This window comes from Caulobacter sp. LARHSG274 (assembly GCF_052871235.1).
The window spans coordinates 618,910-634,627 of the sequence record NZ_JBIXJO010000002.1; the positions used below are offsets into that span (position 1 = coordinate 618,910).

Genomic DNA, 15,718 nt, shown 5'->3' on the forward strand with positions numbered 1-15,718 from the left:
GGCTACTGCGCCGACACTGGGGCCAGGGCCCCCAGCCAGGCCACCAGGGCCAGCACGCCGATGGCGGCCGTGGTCTCCAGCACCAGGCTGGTCCGCAGCCGGGCCACGGCCACGGCGACCTGGGCCGGGTCGCCGAGCGCGCCGGCCAGGGCGGGGGTCAGCCGGAAGCGATTGGCCGCGGCCAGGCCGAGCATGGCGGCGAAGAGCATCAGCTTCAGGCTCAGCAGCCGGCCATAGGGCGTCGTCAGCAGGCCGCCCAGGCCGCCGGGCCCGACCAGGAACCAGGCGTTGACCAGTCCGCTGGCGACGATCAGGGCGACGATTCCCGACCCGATCCCCGAAAAGCCCCGCAGCGCCGCGTGCAGCGCCTGGTCGGCCTCGGGCGCCCGCGGGCCGGATCGGCGGACCAGCATCAGGAAGGCCGCCAGCGCCCCGATCCACAGGGCGGCGGCCAGGGCGTGGATGATGTCGCCGGCCAGGTGGATCAGCCGTCCCGCTCCCATAGTCGCCGCGCCGTGACCCATCCAGGCCAGGCTGGCGCAGGCGACCGCGCCGAACAGGGCGCAAAGGCTCCAGAGGACGGAGCCCGGCCGGGTCCAGGCCAGCAGGCCGAGGGCGGCCAGGGCGGCGGCGGTCCGCACCAGGCTGGACGGACCCATGGCCATGGTGGTGACCACCGCGACCAGGGCGTCCGGGGCCAGGCCTGCGCGGATCGAGCCGGCGAGCACCGAGGTCTGGGCCAGCAGGCCCAGCACGGCGCCGATCGCCAGGATCCCGGCCCCCCAGGCCAGCAGCCGCCGCGGCCAGTTGAGCGCGGCGGCGGCGCAGGGTCCCTGTCCTGGCAGGGCGTAGAGGAAGAACAGCGGCGACCCGAACAGGATCATCGCCCCGCCGAACTGCACCAGCCTGAGGACGATGATCGCCGCGTCGAGCACGGCTATTTCACCGTGAAGGTCAGGACGCCGTCCATGCGGTGGCCGTCGTCGGCCGCCGCGGCATGCCAATGCAGCGTATAGGCGCCGGGCGTCAGCGCACCCTGAGGTGCGCCCGACAGGGTCTTGCGGTCGGTCGAGACGGTGGTCTTCACGGGCATCTTCATGCCGTGCCCCATCGACAGGTCAAAGCCCGAGAAGGCCGGAACCAGCGGCTCGTTGAAGGTCAGGGTGATGGTCTTGGGCGCGGCGACCGTGGCGTTGGCGGCCGGGGTCGAGGTCACCAGCTTGGCGTGGGCCGCCGCCTGGCCGGCGACGAGCAACGCCGCGGCGGCCGCGGCGATCGAGAGGGATTTGCGCAGGGTCATTTGATCTTTCCATGGCCGAAGGGACGAAGGTCCTGGCGGCTATACGCGCCGGGCGGCGCGAGCCCTCGCGGCCTATCGCGTCGTCCGATGCAGCAACTCGACCAACTCGTCGGTCTTGCGCTGCTGCTCGGCGGCGTCGCCGCTGGTGAAGGCGCCGTGGACGCAGTGGCTGATGTGGTCGCGCAGGATCTCGGTCTCGACCTTGCCCAGGGCGGCGCGGATCGCCTGGATCTGGGTCAGGATGTCGATGCAGTAGCGATCCTCCTCGACCATCTTGGCCACGCCCTTGGCCTGGCCGGCGATCCGGTTGAGCCGATTGAGCAGCTTGGGCTTGTTGTCCTGGATCAAGGCGCACGCTCCTGCTTGCCTTCACATACCTCTTGGGGGTATGCCTGGAAATACCATATAGGGGTATATCACCGCCTGGCGCCGGCCGCCAGCCTAGCGAGGAGAGTCCTGATGAACGCCGACACCCATGGCCACGCCGGCCATCATCATCATCATCATCACGACCATGCTGGGCACGGGCCGTCCCCGGGCGGCCAGGTCGTCGACCCGGTGTGCGGCATGACCGTCGACCCCGCGACGGCGGTTCATCGCGTCGAACACGACGGACGCCCGTTCTTCTTCTGCTCGGCCGGGTGCAAGGCCAAGTTCGAGGCCGCGCCGGAACGCTATCTCAGCCCCAAGGCCGAGGCCCCGGCCGCCCCGGCGGGGACGATCTACACCTGTCCCATGCACCCCGAGATCCGCCAGATCGGTCCCGGCTCATGCCCGATCTGCGGCATGGCCCTGGAGCCGGCGACGGTGACCGCCGACGCCGGGCCCAATCCCGAGCTGGCCGACATGAGCCGCCGGTTCTGGATCGGCCTGGCCCTGGCGGCGCCGGTCTTCATCCTGGAGATGGGCGGCCACCTGACCGGCCTGATGATGATGCTCGACCGCCAGGTGTCCAACGCGATCCAGCTGGTCCTGGCCACGCCGGTGGTGCTGTGGGCCGGCTGGCCGTTCTTCGTGCGCGGCTGGACCTCGATCGTCACCCGGCGGCTCAACATGTTCACCCTGATCGCCATGGGGGTCGGGGTGGCCTGGACCTACAGCATGGTGGCCGCCCTGCGGCCGGGCCTGTTCCCGCCCGCCTTCCGCGACGCCTCGGGCGCGGTTCCGGTCTATTTCGAGGCCGCGGCGGTGATCACCGTCCTGGTGCTGCTGGGCCAGGTGCTGGAACTGAGGGCGCGCGAGCGGACCGGCGGGGCGATCAAGGCCCTGCTCAACCTGGCGCCCAAGACCGCCCGCCGCATTCGCGACGACGGCGCCGATGAGGAGGTCACGCTCGACCTGATCCAGGTCGGCGACCGGCTGCGCGTGCGGCCCGGCGAGAAGGTTCCGGTCGACGGCGAACTGACCGAGGGCCGGGCGTCGATCGACGAGTCCCTGGTCACCGGCGAGTCGATGCCGGTCACCAAGGCGGCGGGCGGCAAGGTGATCGCCGGCGCCATCAACAAGACCGGCTCGTTCGTGATGCGCGCCGAGAAGGTCGGGGCCGACACCCTGTTGTCGCGGATCGTGCAGATGGTCGCCGACGCCCAGCGCAGCCGAGCCCCGATCCAGCGCATGGCCGACCAGGTCTCGGGCTGGTTCGTGCCGGCGGTGATCGTCGCCGCCGCCGTCGCCTTCGCAGCCTGGGCCCTCGTCGGTCCCGAACCGCGGCTGTCCTACGCCCTGGTGGCGGCGGTGTCGGTGCTGATCATCGCCTGTCCCTGCGCCCTGGGCCTGGCCACGCCGATGTCGATCATGGTCGGGGTCGGCCGCGGCGCCCAGGCCGGGGTGCTGATCAAGGACGCCGAGGCCCTGGAGCGGCTGGAGAAGATCGACACCCTGGTGGTCGACAAGACCGGCACCCTGACCGAGGGCCGGCCGGCGGTGACCGACATCCTGCCCGCGCCAGGCTTCGACGAGGCCGAGCTGCTGCGCCTGGCCGCCAGTCTCGAACGCGGCAGCGAGCACCCGCTGGCCGACGCCATCCTGCGCGCCGCCACCGAGCGGGGACTGAAGCTGTGGGAGACGTCCGAGTTCGACTCCCCGGTCGGCAAGGGCGTGCTGGGCGTGGTCGACGGCAAGCGCATCGTCTTGGGCGGCGCGCGGCTGATGCGCGAGCAGGGCGTCGACACGGCGTCGCTGCAGGGTGAGGCCGAGCGCCTCGGGGGGCAGGGGACCACGGCCCTGTTCGCGACGGTCGACGGCCGGCTCGCCGGCCTGCTGGGCGTGGCCGATCCGGTCAAGCCGACGACGCTGGAGGCGGTTCGCGCCTTGCGGGCCCAGGGCGTCCGCCTGGTGATGATGACCGGCGACAACCGCGCCACCGCCCAGGCCGTGGCCCAGCGGCTCGGCATCGACGAGGTCGAGGCCGAGGTCCTGCCCGAGGACAAGGCCAAGGTCGTCCAGAGGCTGCGGGCCGAGGGCCGTGCGGTGGCCATGGCCGGCGACGGCGTCAACGACGCCCCGGCCCTGGCGGCGGCCGAGGTCGGGATCGCCATGGGGGCGGGGGCCGATGTCGCCATCGAGAGCGCCGGCGTCACCCTGCTGAAGGGCGACCTGGTCGGCATCGTCCGGGCCCGGCGGCTGTCGCGGGCGGTGATGCGCAACATCCGTCAGAACCTGATGTTCGCCTTCATCTATAATGTGGCGGGCGTGCCGGTCGCGGCCGGGGTGCTCTATCCCAGCCTGAAGCTGCTGCTGTCGCCGCAGATGGCCGCAGCGGCCATGGCCCTGTCCTCGGTCAGCGTGATCGCCAATGCGCTGCGGCTGCGGGCGGTGAAGCTCTAGTGGACGGCCGCCGCGCCGAATGCGGCGCCATCATGACAAGCGGGTCATGACCTCGAATTAAGTCGTTTCGCGGAGGAGGCGCGTCTAGCCTCCTCCGCAACACGTTATCTGTTCGAGGGAAATTTCCATGCGCGCACTCCTGATCCTGGCCGCCGGCGCCGCGGCCCTCGGTTTCGCCGGCGCGGCCGCGGCCGATCCGTCCGTCAAGATCAAGGACGCCGTCGCCCGGGTGGTGGTGATCCCCGAAGCCCGCAGCGACGTGAAGGTCGAGTTCCTGACCACCAACCGCAGCCTGCCGCTGGAGATCCGCCAGCACGGTTCGGAGACCGTGGTCGACGGCCGCCTGAAGATGGGCCGCATCAACGGCTGCAACAGCGTGATGGGCCGGACCCTGGTCCATGTCCGCGGCGTCGGCGACGTCAAGTGGGACGACATCCCGCAGATCGTGGTCCGCACGCCGATGAACGCCGAGGTCAGCGCCGGCGGGGCGGTGTTCGGCAGCGTCGGCCGCACCGACGCGCTGGAGCTGAACAACGCCGGCTGCGGCGACTGGACGGTCGCCAACGTCAGGGGCAAGCTGGAGCTGAGCCAGGCCGGCTCGGGCGACACCAAGGCCGGCAGCGCGGGTTCGGCCGAGATCAACATCGCCGGCTCGGGCGACGTGCGCACCCAGGAGATCGGCGGCGACCTGGAGGTCAATATCGCCGGCTCGGGCGGGGTCACCACGGCCAGCGTCGCCGGCAAGCTGGAGGCCAACATCGCCGGCTCCGGCGACATCACCGTCTCCGGCGGCCACGCGCGGTCGCTTGAGGCCAATATTATGGGCTCGGGCGACGTGGTGTTCGACGGCGTGGCCGAGAAGGTCGACGTGCATGTGGCCGGCTCGGGCGACGTACGCGTGGCCAAGGTCCTGGGCCCGGTCAGCAAGTCGGTGGCCGGCTCAGGCGACGTGATCATCGGCCGATAGGCCGCCGACGCGGAACGGCGCCCGATCCTCCCGCTGACGAACGAGGGTGGATCGGTGCGCCTTGCCCGGGCTAGGGTCGCCCCCTGTCCATCGGGGAGACGACATGAGCTTGCGGACGTTGATGCTGATCTGCGCCCTGGCGCTTCCCGCCTGGGCTCACGCCGCCGCGCCCAAGCCGCTCTATCGCGATCCGGTCATGGACGGCGCCGCCGACGTGTCGATCGTGTTCGACAAGGGGCGGCGCGAATGGGTGATGTTTTACACCAACCGCCGCGCCACCCAGAAGGATCCCGATCCCGCGGACGTGGCCTGGGTTCACGCCACGCCGATCGGCATGGCGACCTCGAAGGACGGCCTGGCCTGGCGCTATGGCGGCCTGGCGAAGTTCCCCGCCCAATGCACCGGCCAGACCCTCTGGGCCCCCGAGCTCTATCAGGAGGGCGGCGTCTATCACATGTGGCTGACCGTCGTGCCGGGCGTCTTCCACCGCTGGGGCGAGCCCGGCGCGACCGCCAGGATCGTCCACCTGACCAGCAAGGACCTGAAGGCCTGGGCCTGCGGCGACACGCCGGACCTGGGGTCGGACCGGGTCATCGACGCCAGCGTGGCCAAGGTCGGCGACCGCTATCGCCTCTGGTACAAGGACGAGCGCAGGGGCTCCCGGATCGTGGCGGTCGAGAGCCCCGACCTCGTCCATTGGCGCCCGCTCGGCGACGGACCGGTGGTCGACATGGCGGCCGAGGGGCCCAAGGTGTTCCGCTTCAAGGACCGGTGGTGGATGGTCGCCGACGCCTGGAAGGGCCTGATCGTCCTACGTTCCGACGACGCCAAGACCTGGACCCTGCAGGAGAGCCGACTTCTGGAGCAGCCGGGCCGGCAGCCGACCGACACGGCCAAGGGCCAGCATCCCGACGTGGTCGTCAACGGCGGCCGGGCCTTTCTCTATTACTTCGTCCACCAGTCCAACGAGCCGCAGGCCAAGGCCGATCCGTATTATGGCCAGCGGACCGTGATCCAGGTGGCGGAGATAAAGGAGGACGGCGGGGTGTTGTCGGTCGATCGCGAGGCGCCGGTGGAGCAGGGGCTGGTCGCGCCCAAGTGAGGCGGACGCCGAACTCCGCTCACGCTCTATATATAAAGAGAAAACGCCCCGGAGCCTGAGCTCCGGGGCGTCGTCTTGTCCGCTGTGGCGAACGGCGATCCTTAGCGGATGCCGAAGCCGAACAGGGTGTCGGCGTCGATCAGGTCGGCGCCGGCGTTGTCGCGGGCCTTCAGGCTGCCGCCGAAGGTGTAGCGGAAGCCAACCTTCACGGCGTCGGACTTCAGGTCGGCCAGGTCGTCGGACTCGGTGTGGGTGTACTTGCCGAAGGTCGACCAGCCGGTGTTGGCGAACTTGTATTCGCCGCCGACATTGACGTCCCAGATGTCGGCTTCGTTGGCGGCGTCGCCGTCGATCTTCGAGTAGCCGGCGCCGGCGTCCAGACGGAAGTCGTCCGAGACGAAGTAGCGGGCCTCGCCGCGGACGGCGTAGAGGTCGGCGTCCAGGTCGTTGGACTGGCCGTAGGCGACCAGGCCGTTCAGGGTGACGTTGGAGAAGTACTTGCTGGCTTCGCCGCCGACGGCCCACAGGGTGTCGTTGGACGGACGCGACAGGGCGGCGAAGCCGCCGACGCGCCAGCTGTCGCCGACCTTGGTGGTCAGGTGAGCGGCGGTCGAGGCGACGGTTTCGTCGCTGAGGTCGTTGTCGTTGACCGAGACGTTGCCGTTCAGGGTCACGGTCCAGTTACCGGTCGGGATGGCGACGTTGCCGTCGACCTTCACCGAGGTGCCGTCGGCGCCGCCGAAGTTGGTGTCGAGGTCGGTGTAGTTCACGGCGGCGCCGACCGAACCGATGTTCTGGGCGAAGGCGGGAGCCGAAACGGCCAGCGCCAGGACGGCGGCGGCGGCAAAGAGTTGGGTCTTCATAGTGGGTAATCCCCTTACTGTGTGGCCTCGATCGGCGGGCGGTCGTTTGGGGAGGGCCGCCCGTCCGTCGAGGAGCGGCGGATCTATGGAGCTTCGGCCGGGGCGGCAAGACCGGCCAAAATCGTCAGCGGCGAATTGATGCAGTTTTACGACACTTGCGAAAACCCAGCGGGATTCCTATCGCGTGTGCTCGCACGTTCATGCTCAACAATCCGCCTGAACGGAGCAGGTTCTGCCTAACGCTGGTTTGTCAGATCGGCCGACCGACTGAGTCCTTCGGGCCGATCGGCGGGGCGGGGGAGGGGGATTCAGAACCCCGTCCCGAACCGCTTGACGAAACGGGATTCGGCACGTAAAAGCCCCCTTCTGTTGGACCGGCTGTGAGCTTTCGAGCTCAGACGCGGTTCGCGAACGACTGCCGATCGCGCCTTTTGAGGCGCAGTTTTCAGTCACCGGCCCTCGCGGGAGACCGCTGGGGCCTATTTGTTTTGCGGACGCTGCGTGCGGATTTCTCTTCGGAGGGGTCCGGGTTGGTCTTTGAAATGGTTCGAGACGCGGGCGCAGCCCACTAGGAAACCGAGCGATATGGATCGTCAGAACATCCGCATCCGGCTCAAGGCCTTCGATCACCGCGTGTTGGATCATTCCACGCGCGAGATCGTCAATACGGCCAAGCGTACGGGTGCGACGGTGCGGGGCCCCATCCCCCTGCCCACGCTTATCGAGAAATTCACCGTCAACCGCTCGCCGCACGTCGACAAGAAGTCGCGCGAGCAGTTCGAGATCCGTACGCACAAGCGCGTCCTCGACATCGTTGACCCGACTCCGCAGACCGTGGACGCGCTGATGAAGCTCGACCTGTCGGCCGGCGTTGACGTCGAAATCAAGCTGTAAGGAGGGCCGAACAGATGACTCTCCCCGCTAATCGTACTGGCGTGATCGCCAAGAAGCTGGGCATGACCCGCTTCTTCGATGAAACCGGACAGCACGTCCCGGTCACCGTCCTGTCGCTGGACGGTTGCCAGGTCACGGGCCAGCGCACGGTCGAGAAGGACGGTTACACCGCCCTGCAACTCGGCGCCGGCGCCAAGAAGCCCAAGAACACCTCCAAGGCCCTGCGCGGCCACTTCGCCAAGAACGCGGTCGAGCCCAAGCGGATCGTCACCGAGTTCCGTGTCGAGGAATCGGCCCTGATCGAAGTGGGCGCGGAATTCACCGCCGACCACTACGTTCCCGGCCAGAAGGTGGACATCCAGGGCATCACCGTCGGCAAGGGCTTCGCCGGCGCCATGAAGCGCTGGAACTTCGGCGGTCTGCGCGCCACCCACGGCGTCTCGGTCTCGCACCGTTCGCACGGCTCGACCGGCAACCGCCAGGATCCGGGCCGCACGTTCCCGGGCAAGAAGATGGCCGGTCACCTGGGTCAGGAAACCGTCACCACCCTGAACGTCACCGTCTGGAAAGTGGACGTCGAGCGCGGCCTGATCCTGGTCAAGGGCGCCGTCCCCGGCTCGGAAGGCTCCTACGTCAAGGTTCGCGACGCGATCAAGAAGGCCGCTCCGGCCGACCTGCCGCGTCCGGGCGCCTTCCGCAAGGCTGGCGAGGCTCCGGCCGCCGCCGCTGAAACCCCCGCTGAGGAAGCCCCCGCGGCGACGACCGAAGAGGGCGAAGGCTAATGAAACTCGACGTCATCAACCTGGACGGCGGCAAGGCCGGTTCCGTTGATCTCGACGACGCCATCTTTGGCATCGCCGACATCCGCGGCGACATCCTGCAGCGCGTCGTCACCTGGCAGCTGGCCAAGCGCCGCTCCGGGAACCACAAGATTCAGGTTCGTAACGAGGTCTCTCGTACGAGCAAGAAGATGTACAAGCAAAAGGGCACCGGCTCGGCCCGTCACGGTTCGCGCCGTGCGGCCCAGTTCGTCGGCGGCGCCAAGGCCCACGGCCCGGTCGTCCGCAGCCACGCCTTCGATCTTCCCAAGAAGATCCGGGCCATGGCCCTGCGTCACGCCCTGTCCTCGAAGGCCAAGTCCGGCTCGATCGTCGTGCTGGACAGCGCCGTTCTGACCGATCCGAAGACGGCCGCCCTGCGCGCCAACTTCGACAAGATCGGCCTGAAGAACGCCCTGGTCATCGCGGGTCCGGAAGTGGACGGCAACTTCAAGCTCGCCGCCCGCAACATTCCGAACATCGACGTGCTGCCGAACGCCGGCCTGAACGTCTATGACGTGCTGCGTCGCCAAACGCTCGTCCTGACCAAGGACGCGATCGAGGCGATCTCGGCCCGTTTCGCTGAGAAGGAAGCCGCGTAATGGCCGCTACCGCCCGCCACTACGACACGATCCTGTCGCCGGTGATCACCGAGAAGGCCACCCTGCTCAGCGAGCAGAACAAGGTTGTCTTCCGCGTGGCCGCCGATGCGTCGAAGGACGAAATCGCCGCCGCAGTCGAAGAGCTGTTCAAGGTCAAGGTCACCAAGGTCAACACCCTGGTCACCAAGGGCAAGACCAAGCGCTTCCGCGGCATCGTCGGACGCCGTTCCGACGTCAAGAAAGCCATCGTGACCCTGGCCGACGGCCAGTCGATCGACATCACGACGGGGCTCTAAGACATGGCCTTGAAGCATTTCAATCCGACCAGCCCCGGCCAGCGCGGCCTGGTGCTGATCGACCGCAGCGAGCTCCACAAGGGCCGCCCGGAAAAGAAGCTGGTCGAAGGTCTGACCAAGTCGGGCGGTCGCGGCGGCAATGGCCGCATTGCGGTCCGCTTCCGCGGCGGCGGCGCCAAGCGCCTGTACCGCCTGGTCGACTTCAAGCGTCGCAAGCAGGGCGTGGCCACGGTCGTTCGTCTTGAGTACGACCCCAACCGCACCGCCTTCATCGCCCTGATCAAGTATCAGGTCGACGGCGAGCTGGCCTACATCCTGGCCCCGCAACGCCTGAAGGCCGGCGACGAAGTCGTCACCGCCGACAAGGTCGACGTGAAGCCGGGCAACGCCTCGCCGCTGCGCACCCTGCCGATCGGCACGATCATCCACAATGTCGAGCTGAAGCCCGCCAAGGGCGGTCAGATCGCCCGTTCGGCCGGGGCCTACGCCCAGCTGGTCGGTCGTGACGCCGGCTACGCCCAGATCCGCCTGAACTCGGGCGAGCTGCGCATGGTGCTCGACAGCTGCATGGCCACCGTCGGCGCCGTCAGCAACCCCGACCACATGAACGAAAACCTCGGCAAGGCCGGGCGCGTTCGTCACATGGGTCGTCGTCCCCACGTTCGCGGCGTCGCCATGAACCCGGTCGACCACCCCCACGGTGGTGGTGAAGGTCGGACCTCGGGCGGTCGTAACCCGGTGACCCCGGCCGGCAAGCCGACCAAGGGCGCCAAGACCCGCGTCAACAAGGCCACGGATAAGTTCATCATCCGTTCGCGCCACAAAGCGAAAAAGGGCCGCTAAGCCATGACCCGCTCCGTCTGGAAAGGCCCGTTCGTCGACGGGTACCTCCTGAAGAAGGCCGACGCCGCTCTCGCGTCGGGCCGCAAGGACGTCATCAAGACCTGGTCGCGCCGCTCGACCATCATGCCGCAGTTCGTCGGCCTGGTGTTCGGCGTGCACAACGGTCAGAAGCACGTTCCCGTCTCCGTGTCGGAAGACATGGTCGGCATGAAGTTCGGTGAGTTCGCACCCACCCGCAACTTCCCCGGCCACGCCGCCGACAAGAAGGCGAAGAGGAAGTAGGCCATGAGCCAAGCTAAACAACCTCGCCGCCTGCCGGCTAACGAAGCGATGTGCAAGGTTCGCACCCTGCGCACCAGCGCCCGCAAGCTGAACCTGGTCGCTCAGTCCATCCGTGGCCTGAACGTCCAGCGCGCTCTGAACGAGCTCGAATTCAGCCACAAGCGCATCGCCCAGGACGTCCGCAAGGCGCTGTACTCGGCGATCTCCAACGCCGAGAACAACCACAACCTCGACATCGACTCGCTGGTCGTCGCCGAGGCCTATGTGGGCAAGAACCTGGTGATGAAGCGCTTCTCGCCGCGTGCGCGCGGTCGGGCCACGCGCGTTGAAAAGCCGTTCTCCGAGATCACCATCGTGGTCCGCGAACTGGGTGAGGCCGCCTGATGGGTCAGAAAGTCAATCCGGTCGGGCTGCGGCTCGGCGTCAACCGTACCTGGGACAGCCGTTGGTTCGCCGACGGCGAGCAGTACGGCAAGCTCCTGCACCAGGACCTCGCGGTCCGTGCGATGCTCAAGAAGCGCCTGTATCAAGCCGGCGTCTCGCGCATCATCATCGAGCGTCCCCACAAGAAGTGCCGCGTGACCATCTATGCGGCGCGTCCGGGCGTGATCATCGGCAAGAAGGGCGCCGACATCGACAAGCTCCGCAAGGACCTGTCGGTGATGACCGAAGGCGAGGTTCACCTGAACATCGTCGAGATCCGCAAGCCCGAAACCGACGCCCAGCTGGTGGCCGAGTCCATCGCCCAGCAGCTCGAGCGCCGGATCGCCTTCCGTCGCGCCATGAAGCGGTCGATCCAATCGGCCGTCCGTCTCGGCGCCAAGGGCATCCGCATCAACGTGTCGGGCCGCCTCGGCGGCGCCGAAATCGCGCGGATGGAATGGTATCGCGAAGGTCGCGTGCCGCTCCACACCCTGCGCGCCGACATCGACTACGGTTTCGCGGAAGCCAAGACCACCTACGGCATCATCGGCGTGAAGACCTGGATCTTCAAAGGCGAAGTGCTGGAGCATGACCCGATGGCGCTCGACAAGCGTCTGGCCACTGAATCCGGCCCGGCCGGCGAAGGTGGCGGACGCGAGCGCGGCGATCGTCCCGACCGGGGCGACCGCGGCCGTCGCGATCGGGGCTAAGGATAGAGCGCTATGCTGTCACCGAAGAAAACCAAGTACCGCAAGCAATTCAAGGGCCGTATCCACGGCACCTCGAAGGGCGGCACCCTGCTGAATTTCGGCTCCTACGGCCTCAAGGCCGTTGAGCCGGAACGCATCACGGCTCGCCAGATCGAAGCGGCCCGCCGCGCGATCACCCGCCAGATGAAGCGTCAAGGCCGCGTCTGGATCCGCATCTTCCCCGACGTGCCGGTCACCGGCAAGCCGGCCGAAGTCCGGATGGGTAAGGGCAAGGGCGCCGTCGATCACTGGGCCGCGCGCGTCGCGCCGGGCCGGATCATGTTCGAAATCGACGGCGTGCCGGACGATATCGCGCGCGAAGCGCTGCGCCTCGGCGCGGCCAAGCTGCCGATCCGTACCCGTGTCGTCACCCGCATCGACGCTGGTGCGGCTCTGGAGGCCGAAGCGGCATGACCAAGATTGCTGATATCCGGGGCATGACTCCCGACCAGCTCGCCGAGCAACTGCTCAACCTGAAGAAGGAGCAGTTCAACCTGCGCTTCCAGGCGGCGACCGGTCAGGTGGAAAAGACCCACCGCGTTGGCGAGATCCGCAAGGACATCGCCCGCATCAAGACCGTGCTGCGCGCCAAGGCCGCGGCTTAAGGAGAACGATATGCCCAAGCGTATCCTCGAAGGGGTTGTCGTCTCCGATAAGGGCGACAAGACCGTAGTGGTCAAGGTTGAACGGACCATCGTTCACCCGCTGCTGAAGAAGATCGTGCGTCGGTCCAAGAAGTACCACGCGCACGATGAGAGCAATGCGTACAAGGCGGGCGAAGTTGCTCGCATCGTTGAGTGCGCTCCGAAGTCCAAGCTGAAGACCTGGGAAGTCCTTCCCAAGGCTTCGGCTTAATCTGGAAGGTTTGAACCATGATCCAGATGCAAACTAACCTGGAAGTCGCCGACAACTCCGGCGCCCGCCGGGTCATGTGCATCAAGGTGCTGGGTGGCGCAGGTCGTCGCTACGCCAGCGTCGGTGACGTGATCGTCGTGTCCGTCAAGGAAGCCATTCCGCGCGGCCGCGTGAAGAAGGGCGACGTGCTGCGCGCCGTCGTCGTTCGCGTGAACCAAGGCATGAAGCGTAAGGACGGGTCGCTGATCCGTTTCGACAAGAACGCCGCGGTGATCGTCAACAAGCAGAGCGAGCCGGTCGGCACGCGGATCTTCGGCCCGGTTCCCCGCGAACTGCGCGCCAAGAACCACATGAAGATCATCTCCCTCGCCCCCGAGGTGCTGTAATGGCCGCTAAGATCAAGAAGGGCGACCGCGTCGTCGTCCTGGCCGGCAAGGACAAGGGCAAGCAAGGCGCTGTGACCCAGGTTCTCCCCAAGGAGAACCGCGTCCTGGTGCAAGGCGTGAACCTGGTTCAACGCCACACCAAGGCCACCCAAGCCGATCCGCAAGGCGGCATCAAGAGCAAGGAAGCGGCGCTGCACGTCTCGAACGTCGCGCTCGTTGACTCCAACGGCAAGGCCACCCGCGTCGGCTTCAAGATCGAAGGCGACAAGAAGGTGCGTTTCGCCAAGACGACGGGCGAGGTGATCAATGGCTGATCAAGCTTACGAACCCCGGCTGAAGTCCGAATATCGCGCGCGCATCCGCGCCGCGATGAAGGAACAGTTCGGCTACACCAACGAGATGCAGATCCCCAAGCTGGACAAGATCGTCCTGAACATGGGCATCGGCGAAGCTGTCGCGGACTCCAAGAAGGCCCAGACGGCGATCAAGGATCTCACCCTGATCGCGGGCCAGAAGCCGGTCGCCACGAAGGCCCGCAAGTCGATCGCCGGCTTCAAGCTGCGCGAAGGCATGGTGGTCGGCGCCAAGGTGACCCTCCGCAAGGACCGGATGTACGAGTTCCTCGACCGCCTGGTCACGATCGCGCTGCCGCGCGTGAAGGACTTCCGCGGCCTGAACGGCAAGAGCTTCGACGGCCGTGGCAACTACGCCATGGGCCTGAAGGAGCACCTGGTGTTCCCGGAAATCAACTATGACCAGATCGAACAGATCTGGGGCATGGACATCATCGTCTGCACCACTGCGAAGTCCGATCAGGAAGCCAAGGCGCTCCTGAAGGAATTCCAGTTCCCGTTCACCAATTAAGAGCGGGCAGGGAAACACACCATGGCCAAGAAAAGCGCCGTCAACCGCAACCTCGCGGTCAAGGCCCTCGTCAAGCAACTCGCCCCCAAGCGCGCCGCGCTGAAGGCGATCGCCAACGACGAAAGCCTGCCGCTCGAAGAACGCTTCGAAGCCCGCCTGAAGCTCGCGAAGCTTCCGCGCAGCTCGTCCGCCGTTCGCATCCGTAACCGGTGCGAAGTCACGGGCCGCCCGCGCGCCTATTATCGCAAGCTGAAGATGAGCCGGATTGCGCTCCGCGAGCTCGGCTCGTCGGGCCAGATCCCCGGCCTCGTCAAGTCGAGCTGGTGAGGACGATCAGATGTCGATGAACGATCCCCTGAGCGATATGATCGCTCGCATCAAGAACGCCGCCACGCGCAAGCGCGCCAAGGTCGCGACGCCGGCTTCCAAGCTGCGCGCCCGCGTCCTGGACGTGCTGGCCGACGAAGGCTACATCCGCGGCTACTCGCTGGTCGAGAAGCCCGGCGCGTTCCCCGAATTCGAGATCGAGCTCAAGTATTTTGACGGTGAGCCCGTGATCGCCGAGATCAGCCGCGTGTCCAAGCCTGGCCGTCGCGTCTATTCGTCGATCAAGGACCTGAAGCCGATCAAGAACGGCCTGGGCATCTCGATCCTTTCGACGCCGAAGGGCGTCATGTCGGACTCCGCCGCACGCGACGCTAATGTCGGTGGCGAAGTCCTCTGCCGCGTCTACTAGGCGCGGGAGGGAAAAACATGTCACGGATCGGTAAGAAAGCCGTCGCAATCCCCTCGGGCGTGAATGTCACGATCGACGGGCAGACGGTCACGGTGAAGGGCCCCAAGGGGCAGCTCGCCTGGACCATCGCCGAAGAGATCGCCGTCTCGCAGGAAGGTTCCGACCTGCTGCTGACGGCGCGCGATGAGAGCAAGCGCGCCAAGTCGATGTGGGGCCTGTCCCGCACGCTGGTCGCCAACATGGTGCAAGGCGTCACCACCGGCTTCGAGGAAACCCTCGAACTGGTCGGCGTCGGTTACCGCGCCGCGATGAAGGGCACTGCGCTCTCCATCCAGCTCGGTTTCTCCCACGACGTGGACGTCGAGGCTCCGGCCGGCGTCACCTTCGCGGTGCCCAAGCAGACTGAAATCAAGATCGCCGGCGCTGACAAGCAGGCGGTCGGCGAGATTGCCGCGAAGATCCGCCGCATCCGTCCGCCGGAGCCCTACAAGGGCAAGGGCGTGCGCTATGCCGGCGAGAAGGTTCGCCGCAAGGAAGGCAAGAAGAAGTAAGCCATGGCGCTCTCACCTCGCGAATCCGCCGTGCGTCGTGCTCAACGCACCCGCACCCGCCTCAAGGCTCTGTCCAACGGCCGTCCGCGGCTGTCGGTCTTCCGTTCGTCCAAGAACATCTACGCCCAGATCATCGATGATGAACGCGGCGTGACCCTGGCTTCGGCTTCCACCCTCGAGGGTGAAGCCGCGACCAAGGGCGCGGACAAGGACGCGGCCGCCCTGGTCGGCAAGCTCGTCGCCGAGCGCGCCATCGAAAAGGGCGTCAAGGACGTCGTCTTCGATCGCGGCGGCTACATCTTCCACGGACGGGTGAAAGCCCTGGCCGACGCCGCGCGCGAAGCCGGCCTGAACTTCTAAG

At 67.1% G+C, this 15,718-nt stretch carries 25 protein-coding genes; 21 read left to right on the forward strand and 4 right to left on the reverse strand.

The window, feature by feature from the left end; genetic code table 11:
• Window positions 1-2 precede the first annotated feature (2 nt).
• From copD to ACIPQB_RS07220, 3 genes are all read right to left on the reverse strand, one after another.
• Window positions 3-935, reverse strand: a complete 933-nt coding sequence (copD, locus tag ACIPQB_RS07210) for a copper homeostasis membrane protein CopD (protein ID WP_446484534.1) — start codon at window positions 933-935, stop codon at window positions 3-5.
• A gap of 2 nt (window positions 936-937) precedes the next feature.
• Window positions 938-1,300 carry a copper homeostasis periplasmic binding protein CopC gene (gene copC / locus ACIPQB_RS07215; RefSeq protein WP_446484535.1) on the reverse strand — a complete coding sequence of 121 codons (363 nt, stop codon included), beginning with the start codon at window positions 1,298-1,300 and terminating at the stop codon, window positions 938-940.
• A 72-nt stretch (window positions 1,301-1,372) separates the two neighbouring features.
• Window positions 1,373-1,648: a metal-sensitive transcriptional regulator gene (locus tag ACIPQB_RS07220; protein ID WP_446484536.1), complete on the reverse strand. Its 276-nt coding sequence runs from the start codon at window positions 1,646-1,648 to the stop codon at window positions 1,373-1,375.
• 111 nt (window positions 1,649-1,759) lie between these two features.
• Between ACIPQB_RS07220 and ACIPQB_RS07225 the strand changes: the two genes are divergently transcribed.
• The 3 genes from ACIPQB_RS07225 (at window position 1,760) to ACIPQB_RS07235 (ending at window position 6,195) form a co-directional block, all read left to right on the forward strand.
• Entirely contained in the window at window positions 1,760-4,126 is a 2,367-nt protein-coding gene (locus tag ACIPQB_RS07225; RefSeq protein WP_446484537.1) for a heavy metal translocating P-type ATPase, read from the forward strand.
• A 127-nt stretch (window positions 4,127-4,253) separates the two neighbouring features.
• Window positions 4,254-5,093 (forward strand): GIN domain-containing protein, encoded by an 840-nt coding sequence (locus ACIPQB_RS07230; protein ID WP_446484538.1) that lies wholly within the window; start codon window positions 4,254-4,256, stop codon window positions 5,091-5,093.
• Between the two features lie 103 nt (window positions 5,094-5,196).
• Window positions 5,197-6,195: a glycoside hydrolase family 43 gene (locus tag ACIPQB_RS07235; protein WP_446484539.1), complete on the forward strand. Its 999-nt coding sequence runs from the start codon at window positions 5,197-5,199 to the stop codon at window positions 6,193-6,195.
• 101 nt (window positions 6,196-6,296) lie between these two features.
• Here ACIPQB_RS07235 and ACIPQB_RS07240 read toward each other — a convergent pair whose 3' ends face one another.
• Window positions 6,297-7,058, reverse strand: a complete 762-nt coding sequence (locus ACIPQB_RS07240) for a hypothetical protein (RefSeq protein WP_446484540.1) — start codon at window positions 7,056-7,058, stop codon at window positions 6,297-6,299.
• 585 nt (window positions 7,059-7,643) lie between these two features.
• On the opposite strand from ACIPQB_RS07240, the gene rpsJ reads away from it, so the two are divergent.
• The 18 genes from rpsJ to rplR are packed head-to-tail and all read left to right on the forward strand — an operon-like array spanning window position 7,644 to window position 15,717.
• Window positions 7,644-7,952 (forward strand): 30S ribosomal protein S10, encoded by a 309-nt coding sequence (rpsJ, locus tag ACIPQB_RS07245; RefSeq protein WP_004616952.1) that lies wholly within the window; start codon window positions 7,644-7,646, stop codon window positions 7,950-7,952.
• 14 nt (window positions 7,953-7,966) lie between these two features.
• Window positions 7,967-8,734: a 50S ribosomal protein L3 gene (rplC, locus tag ACIPQB_RS07250; RefSeq protein ID WP_446484541.1), complete on the forward strand. Its 768-nt coding sequence runs from the start codon at window positions 7,967-7,969 to the stop codon at window positions 8,732-8,734.
• Window positions 8,734-9,372, forward strand: a complete 639-nt coding sequence (rplD, locus tag ACIPQB_RS07255; protein ID WP_446484542.1) for a 50S ribosomal protein L4 — start codon at window positions 8,734-8,736, stop codon at window positions 9,370-9,372. The genes rplC and rplD overlap by 1 nt, the downstream gene beginning before the upstream one ends.
• The gene (locus tag ACIPQB_RS07260; protein ID WP_029912290.1) at window positions 9,372-9,668 is read left to right on the forward strand and encodes a 50S ribosomal protein L23; all 297 of its coding nucleotides are present in this window, start codon (window positions 9,372-9,374) and stop codon (window positions 9,666-9,668) included. Before rplD ends, ACIPQB_RS07260 begins: the two co-directional genes overlap by 1 nt.
• Before the next feature lie 3 nt (window positions 9,669-9,671).
• The gene (gene rplB / locus ACIPQB_RS07265) at window positions 9,672-10,511 is read left to right on the forward strand and encodes a 50S ribosomal protein L2 (protein ID WP_446484543.1); all 840 of its coding nucleotides are present in this window, start codon (window positions 9,672-9,674) and stop codon (window positions 10,509-10,511) included.
• A gap of 3 nt (window positions 10,512-10,514) precedes the next feature.
• Window positions 10,515-10,793, forward strand: coding sequence for a 30S ribosomal protein S19 (gene rpsS / locus ACIPQB_RS07270; RefSeq protein ID WP_012285669.1), 279 nt, complete (start codon window positions 10,515-10,517; stop codon window positions 10,791-10,793).
• A gap of 3 nt (window positions 10,794-10,796) precedes the next feature.
• Window positions 10,797-11,177, forward strand: a complete 381-nt coding sequence (gene rplV, locus ACIPQB_RS07275) for a 50S ribosomal protein L22 (protein ID WP_012285670.1) — start codon at window positions 10,797-10,799, stop codon at window positions 11,175-11,177.
• The gene (gene rpsC, locus ACIPQB_RS07280) at window positions 11,177-11,926 is read left to right on the forward strand and encodes a 30S ribosomal protein S3 (protein ID WP_028041108.1); all 750 of its coding nucleotides are present in this window, start codon (window positions 11,177-11,179) and stop codon (window positions 11,924-11,926) included. The genes rplV and rpsC overlap by 1 nt, the downstream gene beginning before the upstream one ends.
• Before the next feature lie 12 nt (window positions 11,927-11,938).
• A complete protein-coding gene (gene rplP / locus ACIPQB_RS07285; RefSeq protein ID WP_012285672.1) occupies window positions 11,939-12,379 on the forward strand; it encodes a 50S ribosomal protein L16 in 441 nt (146 codons plus the stop codon).
• Entirely contained in the window at window positions 12,376-12,570 is a 195-nt protein-coding gene (gene rpmC / locus ACIPQB_RS07290; RefSeq protein WP_446484544.1) for a 50S ribosomal protein L29, read from the forward strand. Before rplP ends, rpmC begins: the two co-directional genes overlap by 4 nt.
• Window positions 12,571-12,580: 10 nt before the next feature.
• Window positions 12,581-12,820: a 30S ribosomal protein S17 gene (gene rpsQ / locus ACIPQB_RS07295; protein WP_007662746.1), complete on the forward strand. Its 240-nt coding sequence runs from the start codon at window positions 12,581-12,583 to the stop codon at window positions 12,818-12,820.
• A gap of 17 nt (window positions 12,821-12,837) precedes the next feature.
• The gene (gene rplN, locus ACIPQB_RS07300) at window positions 12,838-13,206 is read left to right on the forward strand and encodes a 50S ribosomal protein L14 (protein WP_007662742.1); all 369 of its coding nucleotides are present in this window, start codon (window positions 12,838-12,840) and stop codon (window positions 13,204-13,206) included.
• Window positions 13,206-13,520, forward strand: coding sequence for a 50S ribosomal protein L24 (rplX, locus tag ACIPQB_RS07305; protein WP_446484545.1), 315 nt, complete (start codon window positions 13,206-13,208; stop codon window positions 13,518-13,520). The genes rplN and rplX overlap by 1 nt, the downstream gene beginning before the upstream one ends.
• A complete protein-coding gene (gene rplE, locus ACIPQB_RS07310) occupies window positions 13,513-14,070 on the forward strand; it encodes a 50S ribosomal protein L5 (RefSeq protein WP_446484546.1) in 558 nt (185 codons plus the stop codon). The genes rplX and rplE overlap by 8 nt, the downstream gene beginning before the upstream one ends.
• Before the next feature lie 21 nt (window positions 14,071-14,091).
• The gene (gene rpsN, locus ACIPQB_RS07315; RefSeq protein ID WP_446484547.1) at window positions 14,092-14,397 is read left to right on the forward strand and encodes a 30S ribosomal protein S14; all 306 of its coding nucleotides are present in this window, start codon (window positions 14,092-14,094) and stop codon (window positions 14,395-14,397) included.
• Window positions 14,398-14,407: 10 nt separating this feature from the next.
• Window positions 14,408-14,806: a 30S ribosomal protein S8 gene (gene rpsH / locus ACIPQB_RS07320; RefSeq protein ID WP_007662733.1), complete on the forward strand. Its 399-nt coding sequence runs from the start codon at window positions 14,408-14,410 to the stop codon at window positions 14,804-14,806.
• A 17-nt stretch (window positions 14,807-14,823) separates the two neighbouring features.
• On the forward strand, window positions 14,824-15,357 hold the full coding sequence (gene rplF / locus ACIPQB_RS07325) for a 50S ribosomal protein L6 (protein WP_446484548.1): 534 nt from the start codon (window positions 14,824-14,826) through the stop codon (window positions 15,355-15,357).
• A 3-nt stretch (window positions 15,358-15,360) separates the two neighbouring features.
• On the forward strand, window positions 15,361-15,717 hold the full coding sequence (rplR, locus tag ACIPQB_RS07330; RefSeq protein ID WP_007662729.1) for a 50S ribosomal protein L18: 357 nt from the start codon (window positions 15,361-15,363) through the stop codon (window positions 15,715-15,717).
• Window position 15,718: the final 1 nt, after the last annotated feature.

What these genes read in the sequence shown, in the direction of transcription:
- copC (WP_446484535.1), bottom strand. Translation starts at nt 1,300, where the DNA reads ATGACCCTGCGCAAATCCCTCTCGATCGCCGCGGCCGCCGCGGCGTTG.
- ACIPQB_RS07225 (WP_446484537.1), top strand. Translation starts at nt 1,760, where the DNA reads ATGAACGCCGACACCCATGGCCACGCCGGCCATCATCATCATCATCAT.
- ACIPQB_RS07230 (WP_446484538.1), top strand. Translation starts at nt 4,254, where the DNA reads ATGCGCGCACTCCTGATCCTGGCCGCCGGCGCCGCGGCCCTCGGTTTC.
- ACIPQB_RS07235 (WP_446484539.1), top strand. Translation starts at nt 5,197, where the DNA reads ATGAGCTTGCGGACGTTGATGCTGATCTGCGCCCTGGCGCTTCCCGCC.
- ACIPQB_RS07240 (WP_446484540.1), bottom strand. Translation starts at nt 7,058, where the DNA reads ATGAAGACCCAACTCTTTGCCGCCGCCGCCGTCCTGGCGCTGGCCGTT.
- rpsJ (WP_004616952.1), top strand. Translation starts at nt 7,644, where the DNA reads ATGGATCGTCAGAACATCCGCATCCGGCTCAAGGCCTTCGATCACCGC.
- rplC (WP_446484541.1), top strand. Translation starts at nt 7,967, where the DNA reads ATGACTCTCCCCGCTAATCGTACTGGCGTGATCGCCAAGAAGCTGGGC.
- rplD (WP_446484542.1), top strand. Translation starts at nt 8,734, where the DNA reads ATGAAACTCGACGTCATCAACCTGGACGGCGGCAAGGCCGGTTCCGTT.
- ACIPQB_RS07260 (WP_029912290.1), top strand. Translation starts at nt 9,372, where the DNA reads ATGGCCGCTACCGCCCGCCACTACGACACGATCCTGTCGCCGGTGATC.
- rplB (WP_446484543.1), top strand. Translation starts at nt 9,672, where the DNA reads ATGGCCTTGAAGCATTTCAATCCGACCAGCCCCGGCCAGCGCGGCCTG.
- rpsS (WP_012285669.1), top strand. Translation starts at nt 10,515, where the DNA reads ATGACCCGCTCCGTCTGGAAAGGCCCGTTCGTCGACGGGTACCTCCTG.
- rplV (WP_012285670.1), top strand. Translation starts at nt 10,797, where the DNA reads ATGAGCCAAGCTAAACAACCTCGCCGCCTGCCGGCTAACGAAGCGATG.
- rpsC (WP_028041108.1), top strand. Translation starts at nt 11,177, where the DNA reads ATGGGTCAGAAAGTCAATCCGGTCGGGCTGCGGCTCGGCGTCAACCGT.
- rplP (WP_012285672.1), top strand. Translation starts at nt 11,939, where the DNA reads ATGCTGTCACCGAAGAAAACCAAGTACCGCAAGCAATTCAAGGGCCGT.
- rpmC (WP_446484544.1), top strand. Translation starts at nt 12,376, where the DNA reads ATGACCAAGATTGCTGATATCCGGGGCATGACTCCCGACCAGCTCGCC.
- rpsQ (WP_007662746.1), top strand. Translation starts at nt 12,581, where the DNA reads ATGCCCAAGCGTATCCTCGAAGGGGTTGTCGTCTCCGATAAGGGCGAC.
- rplN (WP_007662742.1), top strand. Translation starts at nt 12,838, where the DNA reads ATGATCCAGATGCAAACTAACCTGGAAGTCGCCGACAACTCCGGCGCC.
- rplX (WP_446484545.1), top strand. Translation starts at nt 13,206, where the DNA reads ATGGCCGCTAAGATCAAGAAGGGCGACCGCGTCGTCGTCCTGGCCGGC.
- rplE (WP_446484546.1), top strand. Translation starts at nt 13,513, where the DNA reads ATGGCTGATCAAGCTTACGAACCCCGGCTGAAGTCCGAATATCGCGCG.
- rpsN (WP_446484547.1), top strand. Translation starts at nt 14,092, where the DNA reads ATGGCCAAGAAAAGCGCCGTCAACCGCAACCTCGCGGTCAAGGCCCTC.
- rpsH (WP_007662733.1), top strand. Translation starts at nt 14,408, where the DNA reads ATGTCGATGAACGATCCCCTGAGCGATATGATCGCTCGCATCAAGAAC.
- rplF (WP_446484548.1), top strand. Translation starts at nt 14,824, where the DNA reads ATGTCACGGATCGGTAAGAAAGCCGTCGCAATCCCCTCGGGCGTGAAT.
- rplR (WP_007662729.1), top strand. Translation starts at nt 15,361, where the DNA reads ATGGCGCTCTCACCTCGCGAATCCGCCGTGCGTCGTGCTCAACGCACC.